Here is a 16,795-nt window from a genome sequence, read left to right as displayed (position 1 = left end):
GCGATCGTTACGATATCGACATGACCCGGAGCGAAACAGAAATTACGTAGGTTACCCGACTTGCCTAATCCACGGCAGTTGACGGACGCGTGGACTCGCGGTTTACCCCTGTCACGATATAGTAACAGGGGTTTTTCATGACGAAACTGGCAAAGACTGGCGGCGGCGTATCACGTCGCCTGCTCTCCGGCACTGCACTGGCGAGTGCCGCGGCCTGCGCACTGATTGCGATTCCCGCCCACGCCCAGGAAGAATGCGGCCCCACGACCCAGGGCACGGTGACCTGCACCGCCGCCGACAATCCCTATCCCAACGGAATCGAATATTCGACACCGGCCGTCGATCCGCTCCAGGATCCGGGCCTCGATCCCAATGCCCCGGTTTACGACCTGACGGTCAATCTCGGCAGCGGCGTGGCGATCGACAGCAGCACGAACCCCGGCGTCGCGGTGATCGGTTTCAATGATGGCGCGGTGACGCTCAATTCCTTCGGCGACACCTCGATTGCCGTCACCGGCGTCGGCGCGATCGGCGTGCTCGGCCTCACCAATTACGGTGACCTGACGATCAACACCGACAGCATCACCGCGACCGGCGATGCTTCGGGTGGGATCATCGCGAATTCGAACGCGGGCAACATCACGATCGACGCCGGCACGACGACGGTCACCGGGAATGGATCGGCGGGCATCAACGCCAATTCCTTCGCCGGCGACGTCGATGTCACCGCCGGCACGGTGAATGTGGACGGCCTCGCCGCCAGCGGCGTCGTCGCCTATTCGGCCTATGGCGATGTGACGATCAACGCAGGCACGGTCGCGACCACCGCCGACGGTGGGTATGTCGGCGTCACGTCGGCAGCGATCAATGCCACTGCCATCTATGGCAATATCGACGTCACGGTCGACGCGGTCTCGACCACCGGCGTCTATTCCACGGGCGTCCGCGCGGTGTCATTCTATGGCGATTCCGCGACGGTCACGGCCGGCTCGATCAGCACCACGGGCTATGGCTCGAACGGCGCTTTCGTCCAGGCGAGCGGCGACGCGACACTGAACGTCGGCTCGATCTCGACCACCGGCGACAACAGCTATGGTGCGATCGTCCTGACATCGGGCGGCGGCGACGTGACCGTCAATTCGACCGGGTCGGTCTCGACCACCGGCGCTGTCTCGCTCGGCGTCGTCGGCGTCGCTCTCAATGGCGGCGACGTGACCCTGACCGTCAACGACGTTTCGACCGCCGGCGACAATTCGACCGCCGTCTATGCCGATGGCGACACCGTCGCCGTGACGATCAACGGCGACGTCTCGACCCAGGGCCTCGCCTCGCGCGGCGTCGACGCCTTCGCCGCGCAGACCGTGACCGTCACCAATAACGGCACCGTCTCGACCGCAGGCGACAACAGCGTCGGCATCCTGGCGACCGGAATCTACGGCGCGGTGGTCGAGGGTACGGGTTCGGTCACCACTACCGGCGACAATTCGCGCGGCCTGTTCGTCCGCTCGCTGTTCGGCGATGTCGACGTGTCCGTCGGCGACGTGACGACGACCGGCGCCAATTCGGCCGGCGTCGTGGCGCTCAGCTATTATGGCAATGCATCGGTCACCAGCACCGGGACGGTTTCTACCGCGGGAGACGGTTCGATCGGCGTCTACGCCGGTTCGTTCAACGGACTGTACGATGCCGACGTCACGGTGAACGACGTATCGACCAGCGGCGACAACTCGCCGGCGGTTTCGGTCTATGGCTATAATGCCTCCGCGACGATCAACGGCGACGTCTCGACCAGCGGTGCCAACTCGACCGGCGTCGCGGTCCTCGCGATCGCCGGCAATGCCACCGTCGCGAATAACGGATCGGTAACCACGACCGGCCTGGGCAGCACCGGCATCAACGTCGCTGCCTATGGCGATGTGGCGGTGACGGGCACCGGATCGGTTTCGTCCAGCGGCACCGGCATCGACGCCTACAGCTTCGCCGGCAATATCGACATCACCCAGGGCAACATCGCGACGACCGAGGACGGCGCGGCCGGTGTCCTGGCCGAGACGAACAACTCCAACTACACTGCCGGCAACATCACCATCGATGTGGGCAATATCGCCACCCTTGGCGACAATGCCGACGGCATCAATGCCACGGCGTTCGCGGGCGGCACGATCGACATCACCCATGGCGCCATCACGACCGCAGGGACGAACGCGTTCGGCGTGTTCGCTCAGGGCGTCGATGATGTGAGCATCTCCGGCACGTCGGTCGTGACAACGGGCGAAGACGCTGCGGGCGTCTATGGCGTCAGCCTGATCGGCGACGTCACCATCGATGTCGGCACCGTCAGCACCGCGGGCCAATACGCGCCCGGCGTCGTCGGCGCCTCTCTCTTTGGCGGCGACGTCTCGATCACCGCGGGCACCATCACCACCACCGGCGATACGTCGAAGGGCGCCTATGGCCTGTCGCGTTATGGCAGCACTGCCATCACCGTCGGCAACGTCACGACCAGCGGCGACTATTCGGTCGGAGCCGATGCACAGGGCTATTATGGCGCATCGGTCACGGTGAACGGCACCGTCGCCACCAGCGGCGACTATGCTCCGGGGGTCAACGTCTATGCGGTCGGCCTCGGCCCCACGACCGTCGACAACAACGCGACCGTGGTCAACAACGGCACGATCCGCACCAGCGGCGTCGAATCCAACGGCATCAACGCCGAGGCGGTGTTCGGTGACGTCGTGATCAGCGGGACCGGATCGGTCGCCACCACCGGCGACTTCTCGACCGGCATCTTCGCGCGCAGCTCCTATGGCGCGGTCGATATCACCGCCGGTACCGTGACGACCACGGGCCTCGCATCGGGCATCGATGCCTATGCCAGCGGCGGCGTCTCGGTCACCGTCGATACGGTCCGCACCGCGGGCGCGGATTCGAACGCGATCAATGCCGGCGGCTTCTACAGCGTCGACGTGACCGCGAACACGGTCTCGACCACCGGTGCGTCGGCCAACGGCATCGATGCGGTCAGCTTCGGCGGCGACGTCACCGTCGCGGCCGGTTCGGTGCTCGTCAGCGGCACCGACTCCACCGCGATCCGCGCAAACGGCTTCGGCGGCGGCGCCAATGTCTCGGTGACCGGCGCGGTCCGCTCGACGAACGGGACCGCGATCACCATCCTCGCGGCGGGCGCCGGCGGAGCCGGTGGCCCGGCAGTCGGCGATCCGGCCAATGACGGCATCGCCCGCGTCCTGGTCGGCGCCAACGGCACGGTGCGCGGCGGCACCAACGCGATCACCGCCACCGCGCTGAACGGCACCCAGGTCACCAATCGCGGCTCGATCATCGGCGGGACCGGCTACGCCATCCAGGCGAGCGGCGGCGCTGCCACCATCACCAACATCGGCAGCATCACCGGCCGCCTGTTGCTGACCGGCAATGCCGATACGCTGACCAACTCGGGCACCTTCACCCTGGTCGGCGACAGCGACTTCGGTGGCGGCAACGATCTCCTGACCAACAGCGGCACGGTCCGCTTCGGCCGGGCCGCGGCGGCGCAGAACATCTCGCTGCTCGGACTCGAAAGCTTCGCCAACTCCGGCCTGGTGGAACTTCGCAACGGCGTTGCGGGCGACCGTCTGACCATCGGCGGCTACACCGGCAGCGGTGCAGCCACGCTGGGCCTGGACATCGCGTTCGGCGCGACCCCGACGGTCGATCGCCTCAACGTGACGACCGCGACGGGCAGCACCACGGTGGTGCTCAACCCGCTCAACGGCCCGGCGACGCTGATCCCGACCACCACGCTGATCCAGGCAAGCGCCGCGTCCACGGCAACTGCCTTCACCCTCTCCAGCGGGTCGCAGTTCAACGGGCTGATCCAGTATGGCCTGGTCTACAATCCGACCAGCTTCGCCTATCAGCTGATCAGCGCGCCCAATGCCACGGTCTATCGCCAGGCAAAGCTGGGCGAGGGTCTCTCCTCGCTGTGGAACCGCTCGGCCGATGCGATCACCGCGCATCTCACCGCCGATCGCGACGCAGGCTGGGGCAGCCCCACCACCGACTCCTCGGGCCGCATCTGGCTCCAGATGTTCGGCGAGGTGAACAAGCGGGAAGAGACGCGCAGCTTCGGCTTCAACGGCCTGGCCCAGAATGACGTCGACCTCGGCTACAAGCAGGATGCGTTCGGTGGCCAGATCGGCTTCGATCTCCTGTCCAACCGCAGCGACACCGGCGGCTTCACCGTCGGCATCTCGGGCGGCTACGCCAGCTCGACGATGCACTTCGCCGGGAACGATCGCCTCCAGATGGATGCCGTCAACGGCACGATCTATGCCGGCTTCCGCGCCGGCGGCCTGTTCCTGAACGGCCTGGCCAAATATGACTATGCCTGGGTCGATAGCCGCGGCAACGCACCGTTCTCCAGCTTCAACCTCGATACCAAGGCACAGACCTGGGGCGGCAAGGTCGAGGCGGGCTTCCGCTTCGGGTCGAACAGCTTCTTCGTCGAGCCGGCGGCGAGCCTCGCCTACACCAGCACCGATGTGGATCGCTACGGCGTGCTGGGCGGCGATTTCGACTTTGACGACTTCACCGGCCTGCGCGGCAAGGCCGGCGCACGGATCGGCGGCTCGTCCGAGATCGGCGGGGGATCGGTCCTGGTCTTCTACGCCGGGGCTGCGGCAGTTCATGAGTTCAAGGGCGAAGACGGCCTGCTCTTCTCCAGCGGCGGCCAGACCGTTCGCCTGACCAATGATCGCCTCGGCACCTATGGCCAGGGCACGCTGGGCCTGAACATCGTGACGACCAGCGGCGTCACCGGCTTCATCGAAGCCCACGGCGAATATAATGACGATTACAGCGGTGGCGGCGGTCGCGCCGGCATCCGGATCAAGTTCTGATCTTTGCACCTTGGGGGCCCTGCCCCTAACAACAGGGCTCGCGGCGTCACACCCGCGGGCCCTTTTGCTACCTGCAGCCACGATGGAAGTGGAACATGATATGACCACGGCACCCACGCCGGACCCGGCGGCCCCGAATGCTGCCGCCGACGCGCCGGCGCCCGCCGCGAAGCAGCCGGCGACGAACCTGACCGTCTCGCGCGGCTTTGCCGACTGGCTGCGCGCCAACCGGCTGAGCCTGGCCTTCACCTCCTACCAGACCGGACAGCTGTTCCTGGTGGGCGTGATGCCGAACGGCACCGTGTCGTTCAATCAACAGAATTTCACCCGCGCGATGGGCGTGTCGTACAAGCCGGGCCGGCTGTATCTCGGCGCGCTGCACCAGATCTGGCGGCTGGAGAACATGCTGCGCCCCGGCCAGCTCGGAAACCGCAATTTCGACATGGTGCTGGTGCCGCGCAATGCCCAGACCACCGGCGATGTCGATGTGCACGAGGTCGGCACCGACGAAGCCGGCCGCGTCATCTTCGTGAACACCAAATATAGCTGCCTCGCCACGCTCGACCTGAACGACAGCTTCCGCCCGATCTGGAAGCCGCCCTTCATCTCGAAGCTGGCGCCCGAGGATCGCTGCCACCTGAACGGCATGGCGATGGACAAGGGCAAGCCGCGCTACGTCACCGCGGTCAGCCGCAGCGACATCCTGACCGGCTGGCGCGAGCGCCGGCACGAAGGCGGCGTGCTGATCGATGTCGAGACCGACCGGATCGTCACCGACCAGCTGTCGATGCCGCACAGCCCGCGCGTCTATGGCGACCATGTCCTGGCACTCGACTCCGGTCGCGGCCAGATCATCCGCGTCGATCCGGCGACCGGCGACCGGACCGACATCGCCTTCTGTCCCGGCTTCCTGCGCGGCATGTCGATCCACAACGGCCACGCGCTGGTGACGGTGTCGAAGCCGCGCAACGGCACCTTCGCCGGCCTCGCGCTCGACGCCGCGATGACCGAGCGCGACGCCGAGCCTTGGTGCGGCGTGCTGGTCGTGAACCTCGCCTCGGGCGACATCGTCGAATGGATCAAGCTCGACGGCTTCATCACCGAATTGTTCGACGTCGCCGCGATGCCGGGCGTGGTCTGCCCGATGTCGATCGGCCCCGACACGCTCGAGATCCGCTCGACCATCACCTTCAATCCCGAAATCGCGCCGCTGGGATGATCGCGGCACCGCCGGACCGATCGGCGCTCCGCCCGATCAGTCCGGTGCTTCGGCCGGACAATAGGCGTTCAGGAACTCGCGGTGGCTGGGCATCCGATCGACCAGGCCGGCGATCTCGCGCTTCATCCGCGCCAGCTCGTCGCGCAGTGTCTGCTCCGGCATCATCTCCGCCACATGATGATATCCCCGCGGATGGCGCCGCTGGCCCAGCAGCACCGCCGCCCAGCTGTCGATCCGGAACAGTTCGTGCGGCAACTGATAGGCGCGGCCAGTCTCCTCCCAGAGCGCCAGCCGCTCGCTGAGGCTGTCGGGAATCGCCATCGTCCTGCACCGATTCCAGAAGCCTGAATCCTCCCGCTCCGTCACATGATAGTGGAGGATGATGAAATCGCGGATATTCTCGAACTCCTGCCGCGACTTGCCATTGAAATAGGACAACAATGCCGGGTCGAAGCCCTGGAAGGGGAAATCCTCGATCAACCGCGTCACCGCCGCCATCATCAGATGGATGCTCGTCGATTCCAGCGGTTCGATGAACCCTCCGGCAAGCCCCAGGGCAAGGCAGTTCTTGTGCCAGGCCTTGGCGCGCGTTCCGGTCTTGAACCGGATCAGCCAGGGATCGAACAGCGGTTCGCCCGAGATTTCGGAAAGCAGCCGGGCACAGGCTTCGTCGGACGACATATATTCGCTGGCAAAGACGAAGCCGTTGCCGTCGCGGTGCTGAAGCGGGATGCGCCAGCGCCACCCCGCCTCGTGCGCGATCGCAGACGTATAGGGTTGCTCGGGGCCGTTCGATGTCGACTGGACCGCCACGGCGCTGTCGGTGCGGATCCAGTGCCCCCAATCCTCGAACGCCACGCCCAGTGCCTCACCCAGCAGCAGCGATCGAAACCCGGTGCAGTCGATGAACAGGTCGCCCTCGACCCGAGACCCGGAGTCCAGCACCAGCGCGTCGATGAAGCCGCTCTCCGGATTCAGCTCGACCGTCCGGATCTTGCCCTCGATCCGCCGGACGCCGGCGGGCTCCGCCAGGCTGCGCAACGCACGCGCATAGCGCGCGGCATCGATATGATAGGCGTAGCTCGGTGCCAGCGGCGGCGCGAGCGACATGCGATCCGCTTCGCCCGCCACCGACTCCAGGCAATAGTCGTTCAGCGCTCCGCCAAATCCCCGCGCACTGGCGTGCAGCCAGAAATGATGGAAATCCGCCATCCAGCTCCACTTGCGTCCATAGGTTCCAAACGGGTGGATATAGCGATCGCCGATGCGGCCCCAGTTCCTGAATTCGATGCCCAGCTTCACCGTCGCCTGGGTGGCGCTCATGAAGCCTGCTTCGTCGATCTTCATCAGGTTGTGGAAGCCACGGAAGGTCGGCACCGTGGACTCGCCGACCCCGATCGTCCCGATCGCCTCCGATTCGACCAGGGTGATGTCGATCAGCGGGCCCAGATGACGTACCAGCGCGGTCGCCGTGACCCATCCGGCGGTCCCCCCGCCCGCGACGACGACGCGTTTTACCAGCCGCTCGCCGACGGGTTGCCTGACTGATTGCATATCCAGTTCCGATCCGGAGCGCAGGCCCGGTGCCGCAACGGCACCGGGCCGCAGGGTTTCAGACGGTGCGGGTGCGGGCGCCGCCGCGGACGGGGATGTCCTCCTCGTCCTCTTCCTCGTTGAGCTGGCCCAGCTGGCCGCTGGCTCGTGCCTTGCGGCCATAGACGAGCTCGAACAGCGGCGACGCCATCAGCGTCGTGACGATCGCCATCACCACCAGCATCGAGAACAATGCCGGCCCGATGATCCCCTTTTGCAGGCCGATATTGATGATGATCAGCTCCATCAGGCCGCGGGCGTTCATCAGCGCGCCGACCGCCATCGCCGTCGGATTGTCCTGCCCGGTCGCCCGCGCCGCCGCCCAGCAGGCCAGCGCCTTGGCCGCGATCGATCCGACCAGGATCACTGCCGCGATCGCTGCCAGATCCCAGCTGTTGACCATGGTCAGCTGCGTGTTGAGTCCGGAGAAGGCGAAGAACATCGGCACCAGCAACGCGATGGTGAACGGCTCCATCTGCCGCTTGATCTCGCGCGTCAGCAGGCCGCGCGGCATCGCCACGCCCAGCAGGAAGCCCCCGAATACCGAATGGAGTCCCGCCGCATCCATCGCCCAGGCGCTGAGCCCGAACAGCATCACCACCACCGCCAGCATCGGCGGCGTGATCTTGCCCTCGCGCTCTGCCCAGCGCGCCAGCGGCGCGAACATCCTGGGACCGAAAAAGACCATGAACCCGGCAAACAGCCCGCCGCCGACGATCGCCTTGAGCGCGACCTCAGGTCCCCCGCCGAAGCTTGCCAGCACGATCGCCAGCACCGTCCAGGCACCGGCATCGTCGATCGCGCCGGAAGAGAGCGCCAGCGAGCCGAGCGGCGTCTTGGTCAGGCCGCGCTCCTGGATGATCCGCGCGAGCACCGGGAAGGCGGTGATCGAGATGCAGGCCCCCATGAACAACGTCGCCTGAAGATTGCTCAACCCCGGACCGAACAGGTCGAGACTCACCAGCCAGGGCGTCAGCGCGATGGCGACCAGGAACGGCGCCGCCATGCCCGACAGCGACACCGCGACCGCGCTCTTGGCGTTCAGCCGGAAGTGATCGGTGCGAAATCCCAGTCCGACCATGAACATGTACAGTCCCACGCCAAGTTGCGCGCAGACATAGAGCACGGGCTTGCTTTCCTTGGGAAAGATCATCGCCTGGATGTCGGGCGCGAACAGGCCGAGCAGCGACGGCCCCAGGATCACGCCCGCGATCATCTCGCCGATCACCTGCGGCTGATCGAAGAACCGCTTCATGATCCAGCCCATCGCCCGGCACGCCGCGACGATGACGAAAATCTGCAGAAAGAATGCGACGCTCAATTCGCCGAGACTCATAAACCCCCTCCTGGTTCTGACGCCGGGTCCGACAACGCGATCAATCGCGGCTGAATGACGGGCGGCAACGCGGATAAAAGGGAGCCGGCGGCACGCAGACAAGCGGATTTTCGCCTGCGATCATGGCCGCTTGAACGAATTCCCGCGCTGCCTGCCATCCTGTTGCCAGGCCGCAACAACGTAGCAACGTGCCTACATAATCGAGACGTTCAAACCCATGCCGGCAATCCCCGCGAGGCATCGCGGACGACAGGACGGCCCCAGGACTATCGGGTTCATCAAGGCCAATGGCCGGGTCGCCGACGGCTATCGCGGGACCGGTGGTCGCGCCGGAATCGGGATGCGCTTCCGATCGGTCGAACGCATCACGCTCTTTGCGTTCAGCGCTTCGCCGTGCCAATCCGGTCGAGCAGCCCCAGCGCGACCACATGGTCGTTCCAGAACAGCGCGCGCGACTCCTCGGGCAACAGCGCGTCGCGCGTGTCGCGCCACCGGCGGATCAGCGATTCCGGATCGGCCGGATGTCCGAAGTCGGCCTGCACCTTCGCCTTGTCGAGGTCGCCCAGCTTCGCCCAGTGCATCGAACTCGGGATCCGCGCCGCCTCGAGTGCGGCGCGCACGGCGACGGCGCCCTTCTCCAGCGTCGTCGACAGCGCGCGCAGCGCTGCCAGCATCTCGCCCGCATGCGGCTCCGACGGATCGATCCCCGCCGCCGCGACTTCACAGATCAGTCCCGACAGCCCATCGATCTCGATCACCGCATTCTGTTCGAACCGGGTGAAGGCCAGCGTCCCCGCCGGCCGCGCGACGAAGCGGATCGAGAATACGAACGAGGGCTCCAGATGCGCAACGGCACGGCAGATTGCCGGGATCGCCGCCGCCAGATGGTCGCGCGGGATCGCGAACGACGCATTGTAGAGCGCGCCCGGCGTATTGCCGGTGATCTCGTCCCCGTGAAGCGCGCCCCAGTCATAGCCCGGTCGCGCCGGGTCCTCCGGATCGAACGGTCCCGAATTCGCCTCGAACTTCCCGATCGCGCGATAATAGGCAAAGGCCGAGCTCTCGTCCTTCAACAGCCGGCGCAGCACACGCCGGACGGCGCCGCCGGGATCGTCCCGCTCCCCGACCAGCGCATTCCCCGCGGCGGACGGGCGGGTCGCGTCGCTGCGCGTCAGCCACTGGCCCAGCAGGCCGATCGCATCGGCAGGCCGGACGATGTCCGCATCGCCCGGCGGCAGCAGCGCGCTTGCCGTGCGCGGCACGTACATCAGGTGCGTCGCCTCGTCGGCGAACGGCGCATGGGGGTTTAGGGTAATCTCGTAAAAGGCCGGCACCACCGGACAGTGCAGCCGCGCCGCCGCCCGGTCGAATTCGCCCTGTGCCAGATCGTCCAGCCACGCTGCATCCAGCGTCGCCCGCCGCCGCAGCAGCGCGAAGGTCTCGATCGGCACCATCTCCATCGCCACCCCGTTGACGATCCCCATCGAGCCCAGATGGACCAGCGCATCCTCGAACTGGTCGTCGTCGCGAACGACGCGCAGCCTCGCCCCCGCCACCTCCAGCCGTGCCGCACCCTGGGCGTTCAGCACCGGACCGGACGACCGTTCGATCCAGACATGGTCGGTCGCGCCGGTGATCAGGTGCATCCCCAGCACCATGTTCTGGATCCCGCCATAGCCCAGCCGCGACCCGTGGCTCGCCGTCCCCGCCGATCCCGCCACGGTCGCGCCCAGATGCGTCCCGCTCGTCATGAGGGTCAGCCCCAGCGGCCTGCCCCAGTCCACCAGCTTGCGCAGCCGCGTCCCCCCGCTGACCAGTGCGATCCGGTCCGCGGCGACGGTGCAGGCGGGATCCCGGTCGCCCTCGTCCAGCCCCGCCGCCCCCGACAACCCGTCGCACGCCAGCTGCGACGCCGGCGTCCCGATCACCGGGCTGAAGCTCCAGCTGCACCCGGTCATCCCGGCAGGGCCCGGCGGCCTCCGCCCGCCCAGGTCCGATCGCACCGTCGCCAGATGCTGCATCAACGGTGCTGCCGTGGCCGCAAATCGCGCCAGCCCCGGCTGGGCCGCGACATCGCCCGCCTCGATCCGGGCCAGCCGCTCGATCGTCATCGACGGGACCGGCCGCGCCGCCGACCGCGCGCCCAGCGTCAGGTGGTAGTTGGACCAGGCGACATGGTCGTCGTAGCGGATGGACGGCATCGACATGCTCCTGGCGGACGGGCGTGAGACTTGAATTCGGATCTTCCGGCGATTCCTGGCGCTGCCCTCGTCCGAAAAGCGTGAAACCCCTCAGTTGCCCGCGGCGAAAATTGGAATAAGCTTTTCGCGGGGGAAAAGATGACACGATACCGGCTCAACCTGGTGGGTCCGTTCGGCCTGTTCGCGCCTGAGGGCCGACGGATCGAGATCAGCAGCCAGAAGGGAATGGCGCTCTTCGCGCTGGTCGTGGTCGCGCCCGGCGGGGTCCGGTCGCGGCGCAAGCTGGAATCGATGCTGTGGGGAAGCCGCGGGCAGAAGCAGGCGCAGGACAGTCTGCGGCGCGAACTGTCCAACCTGCGCGGCCTGCTTGCCGCCTCCGATGCCGGCCATCTGCTGATCACCGAGACCAAGCGGGTCGCTGTCGCCATCGACCGGATCGATGTCGACATCTTCACGCTCGGGCTCGGGCCGCCCGATCGCCGCACCCGTCGCGCCGATTTTCTCGAAGGCCTCGATCTGCCCGACTGCGACGAGTTCGAGGACTGGCTGCGCGACGAGCGCGAGCGGGTCCGCGCGATGATCGAGCTCGACATGCCCGAACCGGCGGCCGCCGCCAGCACGAGCGAGGTCTTCGGCGGCACCGTCCCGCACGCCGAGGAGGCCCTGGCCGAGGCAGCCCCCCGTCTGCCCCCCAAGCCGTCGCTTGCCGTCCTCCCCTTCCAGGTCGTCGACGATGCCGGACAGGCCTGGCTGGGCGCCGGGATCGCCGACGAGGTCAGCGTCTGCCTCAGCGCCTTTCCCCAGCTCTTCATCGTGTCGAGCAATGCCGCGCGGCTGCTTGCCGAACAGGAAGTCGCCCGGCCCGAGATCGGCCGGCGCCTCGGCGTGCGCTATCTGCTCGAGGGGTCGGTGCTGCGCGATGCGGGCCAGCTGCGCGTCTCGGTCGCCCTGGTCGAGGCGGCGGGGGGCGAGCAAATGTGGGCAGGCTCGTTCATTGGCGAGGCCGATGGCAGCTTCACCCTCCAGAACCAGATCGCCGAGCGGATCGCGCCCCAGATCTGGTCACGGGTCGACCATGCCGAGCGCCAGCGCGGCCTGCGCTGGATCGGACCGGTCTCGGGCGACTATGAACGCTATTGGCGCGCCAACGCCGTCTCGCGCAGCTGGGACCGCGAGTCGATCGCGGAGGCAATCGCGCTCAGCATGGAACTGGTCGAGACCGACCCGACATGCCCCTGGGCGACCTCGCTTGCCGCCTATTGCAACAGCATCGACTGGATGCTGCACCACAGCCCCGATCGCGAGGCGGTGCTGCGCCGGGCCATCCTCTACTACCAGGCGGCGATGCGCTACGGCGCCGACAATGTCGAGGCGCTGGGCTATTGCGCCGGCACGCTCGTCAACATCCGCGGCGACATGGACATGGCCGACCGGATCATCGCCAGCGCGCTGCACCTGCTGCCCTCGCACCAGCCGGCGCTGTTCTGGGGCGGCTGGGTCGATGTCGTCCGCGGCGAGCCGGCGCGCGCCACCGAACGCCTCGAACTCGCGCTGCGCATCAACCCGCTCAGCGGTGTCCAGGGCCAGACGCTGACGGGCATCGGCTATGCCGCGCTTCAACAGGGCGATCCGCACCGCGCGCTGCGCCTGCTGATCGAGGCCGACCGCGCCACGGCCGACTTTCCGCCGACCCATCTCGGCCTGTGCGTCGCCGCGCAGCTTGCCGGCCAGGACGCATTGGCGCGCAGCCTGGCCCGGCCGCTGCTCGACGGGGGCGGGTTGCAACTGATCGACATGCTGCGCCGCGAGCAGGACCGCCTGTTGTTCACCCACGCGCTCGAGGCGGCGGTGCGCGGCTGACGCGCATGGCATCGCCGCCCGGGCCGGGCATTTTTCACGATTCCGCGACGCCGCCATCACGCAAGGCGGGCGCCGCGACGCCTAGTCGGAGGACCTCAGTTCACCGAAAGGACCCGTCATGGCCGAAGCCTGCCAAGCCGAGAGAGAAACGCTCCACACCCTGGTCGAGGATCTGGGCGGCGCCCTCTCCACCTCGATCCGGGCGATCAGCGACCGCTACCAGCCCGAATTCGACCGCATCAGCGACGATGCGCCCGACGGCGGCGGAATCGATGCCAAATTGGGCATCGAGGTCGACATCGACTGGGAGACGATCACCATCGCGCTCGACCTGCCCGAGGTGACGATGACGCTCCAGAGCTGGTCGCTCGACCTGCCGCAGGTGACGATGAAGGACAAGCGCATCGTCTTCCACACGCCTTCGATCCGGATGGTGCGCAGGAAGATCGGTCAATATCCCGAGTTTCACGGCTTCAAGATCAAGTGGAAGAACATCTACGCCGACGTGCCTGAGACCTTCATGCAGCAGCACGAGATCGTCATGGGCATTCCCGAGGTCCGGATGGACCGGACCGAGTTCAAGCTCGACGTGCCCGAATTCGCGATGCGCACCCAGCAGCTGAAGTTCGACGTGCCGCAGATCACGGTGAAGAGCATCAGTGTCGAGGCCGCAGAGCTGAAGGAGGACGCCGAGGACAAGGCGGCCGAGATGCAGGCCGAGATCGCGGCGACCAAGGAAACGCTGTTCGGCTCTGCGCGCGAGCGGATCGCCGGCTCGGCCAGCACCTATTTCACCTGCATGCGCACCCAGATCCAGATGAAGCGCGACGAGATTGCGGGCGCATTCGAGCCGGGCATCGCCATGACGCGCCAGGCGCTGAGCAAGCTCGAGGACGTCAAGGCCGGCGCCGAAGCCGAGGACACCCGCGCGCGCCTCGCCGACCTGATCGCCAGGCGCGATGCCGCGACCGTGCAGTTCGACGCCGCGGTCCAGCGCATCGCCGAAGAGGAAAAGACCGTCGTCGAGGGATTGCTGCGCAGCCTGCGCGGCGTCGCCTGACCGAAATCCGGGGAGACTCTTCATGCGTTACAAGGTCACCGCGCACGGACTGTTCCTGCGCAAGGAACCCCGTCAGGAGCCGGGCAACGAACGGGCGGTCCTGCCCGAGGGGTGCGAGGTCGAGATTCACGACCGCAGCGGCAAATGGTGCCGCGTCACCGGCAAACTGGACGGCGCTTCGTTCGACGGCTGGGTGTCGGGCAAGTATCTGGCCCCGGCGGACGCGGTGTCCTTCGCCAGCGCCTCGCGCCTCGTGCCCGTCCATTGGCGAGAGGGCAATGCCGGCTCGACCCGCGCCGGCCCCGCCTCGGCCAGCCCGCTGGGAGAGGCGGGCATGCCGCGCAACCTGCCGCACGCCTCCGCCGCGCTCGACACGCTGATCGCCTGGCTCAAGGTCGAGCAGAGCCGCCGCTATCGCCCCGGCGGCGGGCGCACCTATTGCAACATCTACGCCTATGACCTCGCCTATGCCTCGGGCGTCTATCTCCCGCGCGTGTGGTGGACCGACAAGGCGATCGCCTCGCTGGAGGCGGGGCAGAGCGTCGCTGCGCAATATGACGTGACGGTGCGCGAGATGAACGCGAATGCGATCCACAACTGGCTGGTCGATTACGGCCCGCGCTTCGGCTGGACGCGCAGCTTCTCGCTCACCGACCTTCAGGACTGCGCCAATCGCGGCGGCATCGCGACGATCTGCGCGCGGCGCAAGGATCTCGCGCGATCGGGCCATATCGTCATCATCGCGCCCGAGACGGCATCGGTGAAGGCGCGGCGCGATGCCTCGGGCCGGGTGACCATGCCGGTCCAGTCGCAGGCCGGCAGCGTCAATTTCGCCCGCGGCGTGCCCGCATCGCCCTGGTGGTCCGATGCGCGGTTCGGCAGCTTCGTCCTCGCCACCAACGGCTGACATCGGGAGCGATCGCCATGGCAAGCTTCGCCACCAATTTATCGAAGGCGCTTCAGGAACGCGCGACCGATCTGGCCGCGGCCGACGATCCCGCCAAGGTGCAGGAAATCGTCGCCGATGCCGAACGCGAAGCGATCCGGCGCAGCGTCATCCCCAACACCTTCGTCTACAAGGCGACGGTCGTGGTGCTGGGGGTCAGCGTCCTCGCGGTGATCGCCGCCCAGATGTGGATCGCGCTGGTCAAGACCCAGGGCGACATTCCCGACGGCCTGATCGCGATCGGATCGGCGGCGATCGGTGCACTCGCCGGGCTGCTTGCGCCGACCCCGTCGAAATAGCGGCGGATCGCGCGCGATTGGCCGCGACCCGCGCGCGGTGTAGATCGTCCGGTGCCCTCTAGCGCCGGACGATCCCGTGACCGCCGACCTGCCAGACGCCCCACCCCGCTCTCGTCGCCCGCGCGCCCGGCGGATCGCACTTGCCGTGCTGCTGCTGCTGGCGATCGCCGGTGTTCTGCTGATGCCGGAGGGTCGGCTGGCCTGCGCCGAACCCTATATCCCGCCCGAGCGCAGCCCCGACGGGGCCTGGACGCTGACGCTGTGTCCCCGGCCGATGGTCTTCGCCATGCCCGGCGGTTCGAGCGACGCGCCCGGCTGGCTGGTACTGCGCGACCGATATGGCGCGATCCGCGGGGTCGCGGAACTCGAGATGCTCCAGCTCTACGGCGCGGCGGCGGGAGCCGAGACCGAGTGGCACGCCGGCCGGGTGTCGCGCACCTTCGTCGTCGATCTTCCGCTGGTCGAGGCGTCGGGGCCGGTGGACCGATGGCTGGTCGACCGGCTGTGGCGGCTGCGCGCGATGATCGGCCTTACGCCGTCGAGCGACAAGCTGCGCTAGCCGCGCGACGGAACGCCGATGCAACCAAGCGAACCATGATAGGTTAATCGCGGTGCATAAAAGAGGGAGTACCGCATGATTTCCAGGAAGCAGTCCACCGCGCTTTGCCTCGCAGTCGGGCTTTCGCTCGGCCTGTCCGCCTGCGGCGGCGGCGATGCCGGGTCCAATTCGACCGCCGACAAGGGCGCCGCTACGCCGGCCGTGGCGGGATCGACCGAGACCGCCAGCGCCAATGTGCCGACCTTCTCGGAGGGCCCTGATGTTTGCTTCCGCGCCATCGCCAAGCACCTCGGCGCCGATGTTAAGGTGTCCGAAATCAACTCCTTCTTCAGCTCCGGCAGCGAGATCGACAGCACCGACGACGAGCCCAAGGGCCAGATGACCGTCTGCTCGGTCCAGTATCAGAACCCCAGCGATCCGCGGAAGCTGCTCGACACCTCGCTCGACCTCAGGACCGGCACGTTCGGAACACCCAAGCCGGTCGAGATCACGGTGATGGGCGGCGATGCGACCAAGTTCAACCTCGAGGATCATCTGATCCCGCTGTCCAAGGTCAATGCCGCCGCGCTCAAGGGCGTGATCGACGCGCAGAAGCCGAAGCTGGACGGCGTCTACAGCAGCTACGCCTGGTCGGGCGTCCGCCTCGCCTCTCCGGACCGGTTCACCAGCACCCACATGCTGCGCCTCGACGTCGATGGCCGCCTGGCCTCGAACGACGTCAAGAAAAGCGGCTTTGTCGAGGTCAGCCCCGACGGCAAGACGGTGAAGACGAACCACCTGCTTCCGTAACTTGACCGTCTGGGATCACCGGGCGCCCGTTGCAG

11 protein-coding genes are annotated in these 16,795 nt (G+C 67.2%); 8 read left to right on the top strand and 3 right to left on the bottom strand.

The features are described from left to right. The first annotated feature begins 137 nt into the window (after positions 1 to 137). Together TPR58_RS17425 and TPR58_RS17420 are read left to right on the top strand one after the other, a co-directional pair. Positions 138 to 4,898 (top strand): beta strand repeat-containing protein, encoded by a 4,761-nt coding sequence (locus TPR58_RS17425; protein WP_346248014.1) that lies wholly within the window; start codon positions 138 to 140, stop codon positions 4,896 to 4,898. A gap of 100 nt (positions 4,899 to 4,998) precedes the next feature. After that, a complete protein-coding gene (locus TPR58_RS17420; protein ID WP_346248013.1) occupies positions 4,999 to 6,117 on the top strand; it encodes a TIGR03032 family protein in 1,119 nt (372 codons plus the stop codon). 36 nt (positions 6,118 to 6,153) lie between these two features. On the opposite strand, the gene TPR58_RS17415 is transcribed toward TPR58_RS17420, so the two are convergent. From TPR58_RS17415 to TPR58_RS17405, 3 genes are all read right to left on the bottom strand, one after another. Next, positions 6,154 to 7,671, bottom strand: a complete 1,518-nt coding sequence (locus TPR58_RS17415; protein ID WP_346248012.1) for a tryptophan halogenase family protein — start codon at positions 7,669 to 7,671, stop codon at positions 6,154 to 6,156. Between the two features lie 58 nt (positions 7,672 to 7,729). Beyond that, positions 7,730 to 9,046, bottom strand: a complete 1,317-nt coding sequence (locus tag TPR58_RS17410) for a cation:proton antiporter (RefSeq protein ID WP_346248011.1) — start codon at positions 9,044 to 9,046, stop codon at positions 7,730 to 7,732. A gap of 380 nt (positions 9,047 to 9,426) precedes the next feature. Then, entirely contained in the window at positions 9,427 to 11,247 is a 1,821-nt protein-coding gene (locus tag TPR58_RS17405; protein ID WP_346248010.1) for an FAD-binding oxidoreductase, read from the bottom strand. A 138-nt stretch (positions 11,248 to 11,385) separates the two neighbouring features. On the opposite strand from TPR58_RS17405, the gene TPR58_RS17400 reads away from it, so the two are divergent. The 6 genes from TPR58_RS17400 to TPR58_RS17375 all read left to right on the top strand — a co-directional run bounded on the left by TPR58_RS17400 (position 11,386) and on the right by TPR58_RS17375 (position 16,760). Further along, the gene (locus tag TPR58_RS17400; protein WP_346248009.1) at positions 11,386 to 13,107 is read left to right on the top strand and encodes a hypothetical protein; all 1,722 of its coding nucleotides are present in this window, start codon (positions 11,386 to 11,388) and stop codon (positions 13,105 to 13,107) included. Between the two features lie 118 nt (positions 13,108 to 13,225). Continuing rightward, positions 13,226 to 14,167 (top strand): hypothetical protein, encoded by a 942-nt coding sequence (locus tag TPR58_RS17395; RefSeq protein WP_346248008.1) that lies wholly within the window; start codon positions 13,226 to 13,228, stop codon positions 14,165 to 14,167. 22 nt (positions 14,168 to 14,189) lie between these two features. Further along, positions 14,190 to 15,074, top strand: coding sequence for an SH3 domain-containing protein (locus TPR58_RS17390; protein WP_346248007.1), 885 nt, complete (start codon positions 14,190 to 14,192; stop codon positions 15,072 to 15,074). A gap of 17 nt (positions 15,075 to 15,091) precedes the next feature. Next, positions 15,092 to 15,412: a hypothetical protein gene (locus TPR58_RS17385; protein WP_346248006.1), complete on the top strand. Its 321-nt coding sequence runs from the start codon at positions 15,092 to 15,094 to the stop codon at positions 15,410 to 15,412. A gap of 76 nt (positions 15,413 to 15,488) precedes the next feature. Further along, on the top strand, positions 15,489 to 15,971 hold the full coding sequence (locus tag TPR58_RS17380; RefSeq protein WP_346248005.1) for a hypothetical protein: 483 nt from the start codon (positions 15,489 to 15,491) through the stop codon (positions 15,969 to 15,971). Between the two features lie 75 nt (positions 15,972 to 16,046). Further along, positions 16,047 to 16,760, top strand: a complete 714-nt coding sequence (locus TPR58_RS17375; RefSeq protein WP_346248004.1) for a hypothetical protein — start codon at positions 16,047 to 16,049, stop codon at positions 16,758 to 16,760. Positions 16,761 to 16,795 lie beyond the last annotated feature (35 nt).

This window comes from Sphingomonas rustica, assembly GCF_039652585.1.
Classification (GTDB): domain Bacteria; phylum Pseudomonadota; class Alphaproteobacteria; order Sphingomonadales; family Sphingomonadaceae; genus Sphingomonas; species Sphingomonas rustica.
This window is presented reverse-complemented; position numbering and strand designations above follow the sequence as displayed.

Excerpts from the sequence above, each read along its gene's own strand:
- TPR58_RS17420 (WP_346248013.1), top strand. The coding sequence starts at position 4,999 with ATGACCACGGCACCCACGCCGGACCCGGCGGCCCCGAATGCTGCCGCC.
- TPR58_RS17415 (WP_346248012.1), bottom strand. The coding sequence starts at position 7,671 with ATGCAATCAGTCAGGCAACCCGTCGGCGAGCGGCTGGTAAAACGCGTC.
- TPR58_RS17400 (WP_346248009.1), top strand. The coding sequence starts at position 11,386 with ATGACACGATACCGGCTCAACCTGGTGGGTCCGTTCGGCCTGTTCGCG.
- TPR58_RS17405 (WP_346248010.1), bottom strand. The coding sequence starts at position 11,247 with ATGCCGTCCATCCGCTACGACGACCATGTCGCCTGGTCCAACTACCAC.
- TPR58_RS17390 (WP_346248007.1), top strand. The coding sequence starts at position 14,190 with ATGCGTTACAAGGTCACCGCGCACGGACTGTTCCTGCGCAAGGAACCC.
- TPR58_RS17385 (WP_346248006.1), top strand. The coding sequence starts at position 15,092 with ATGGCAAGCTTCGCCACCAATTTATCGAAGGCGCTTCAGGAACGCGCG.
- TPR58_RS17375 (WP_346248004.1), top strand. The coding sequence starts at position 16,047 with ATGATTTCCAGGAAGCAGTCCACCGCGCTTTGCCTCGCAGTCGGGCTT.
- TPR58_RS17395 (WP_346248008.1), top strand. The coding sequence starts at position 13,226 with ATGGCCGAAGCCTGCCAAGCCGAGAGAGAAACGCTCCACACCCTGGTC.
- TPR58_RS17410 (WP_346248011.1), bottom strand. The coding sequence starts at position 9,046 with ATGAGTCTCGGCGAATTGAGCGTCGCATTCTTTCTGCAGATTTTCGTC.
- TPR58_RS17425 (WP_346248014.1), top strand. The coding sequence starts at position 138 with ATGACGAAACTGGCAAAGACTGGCGGCGGCGTATCACGTCGCCTGCTC.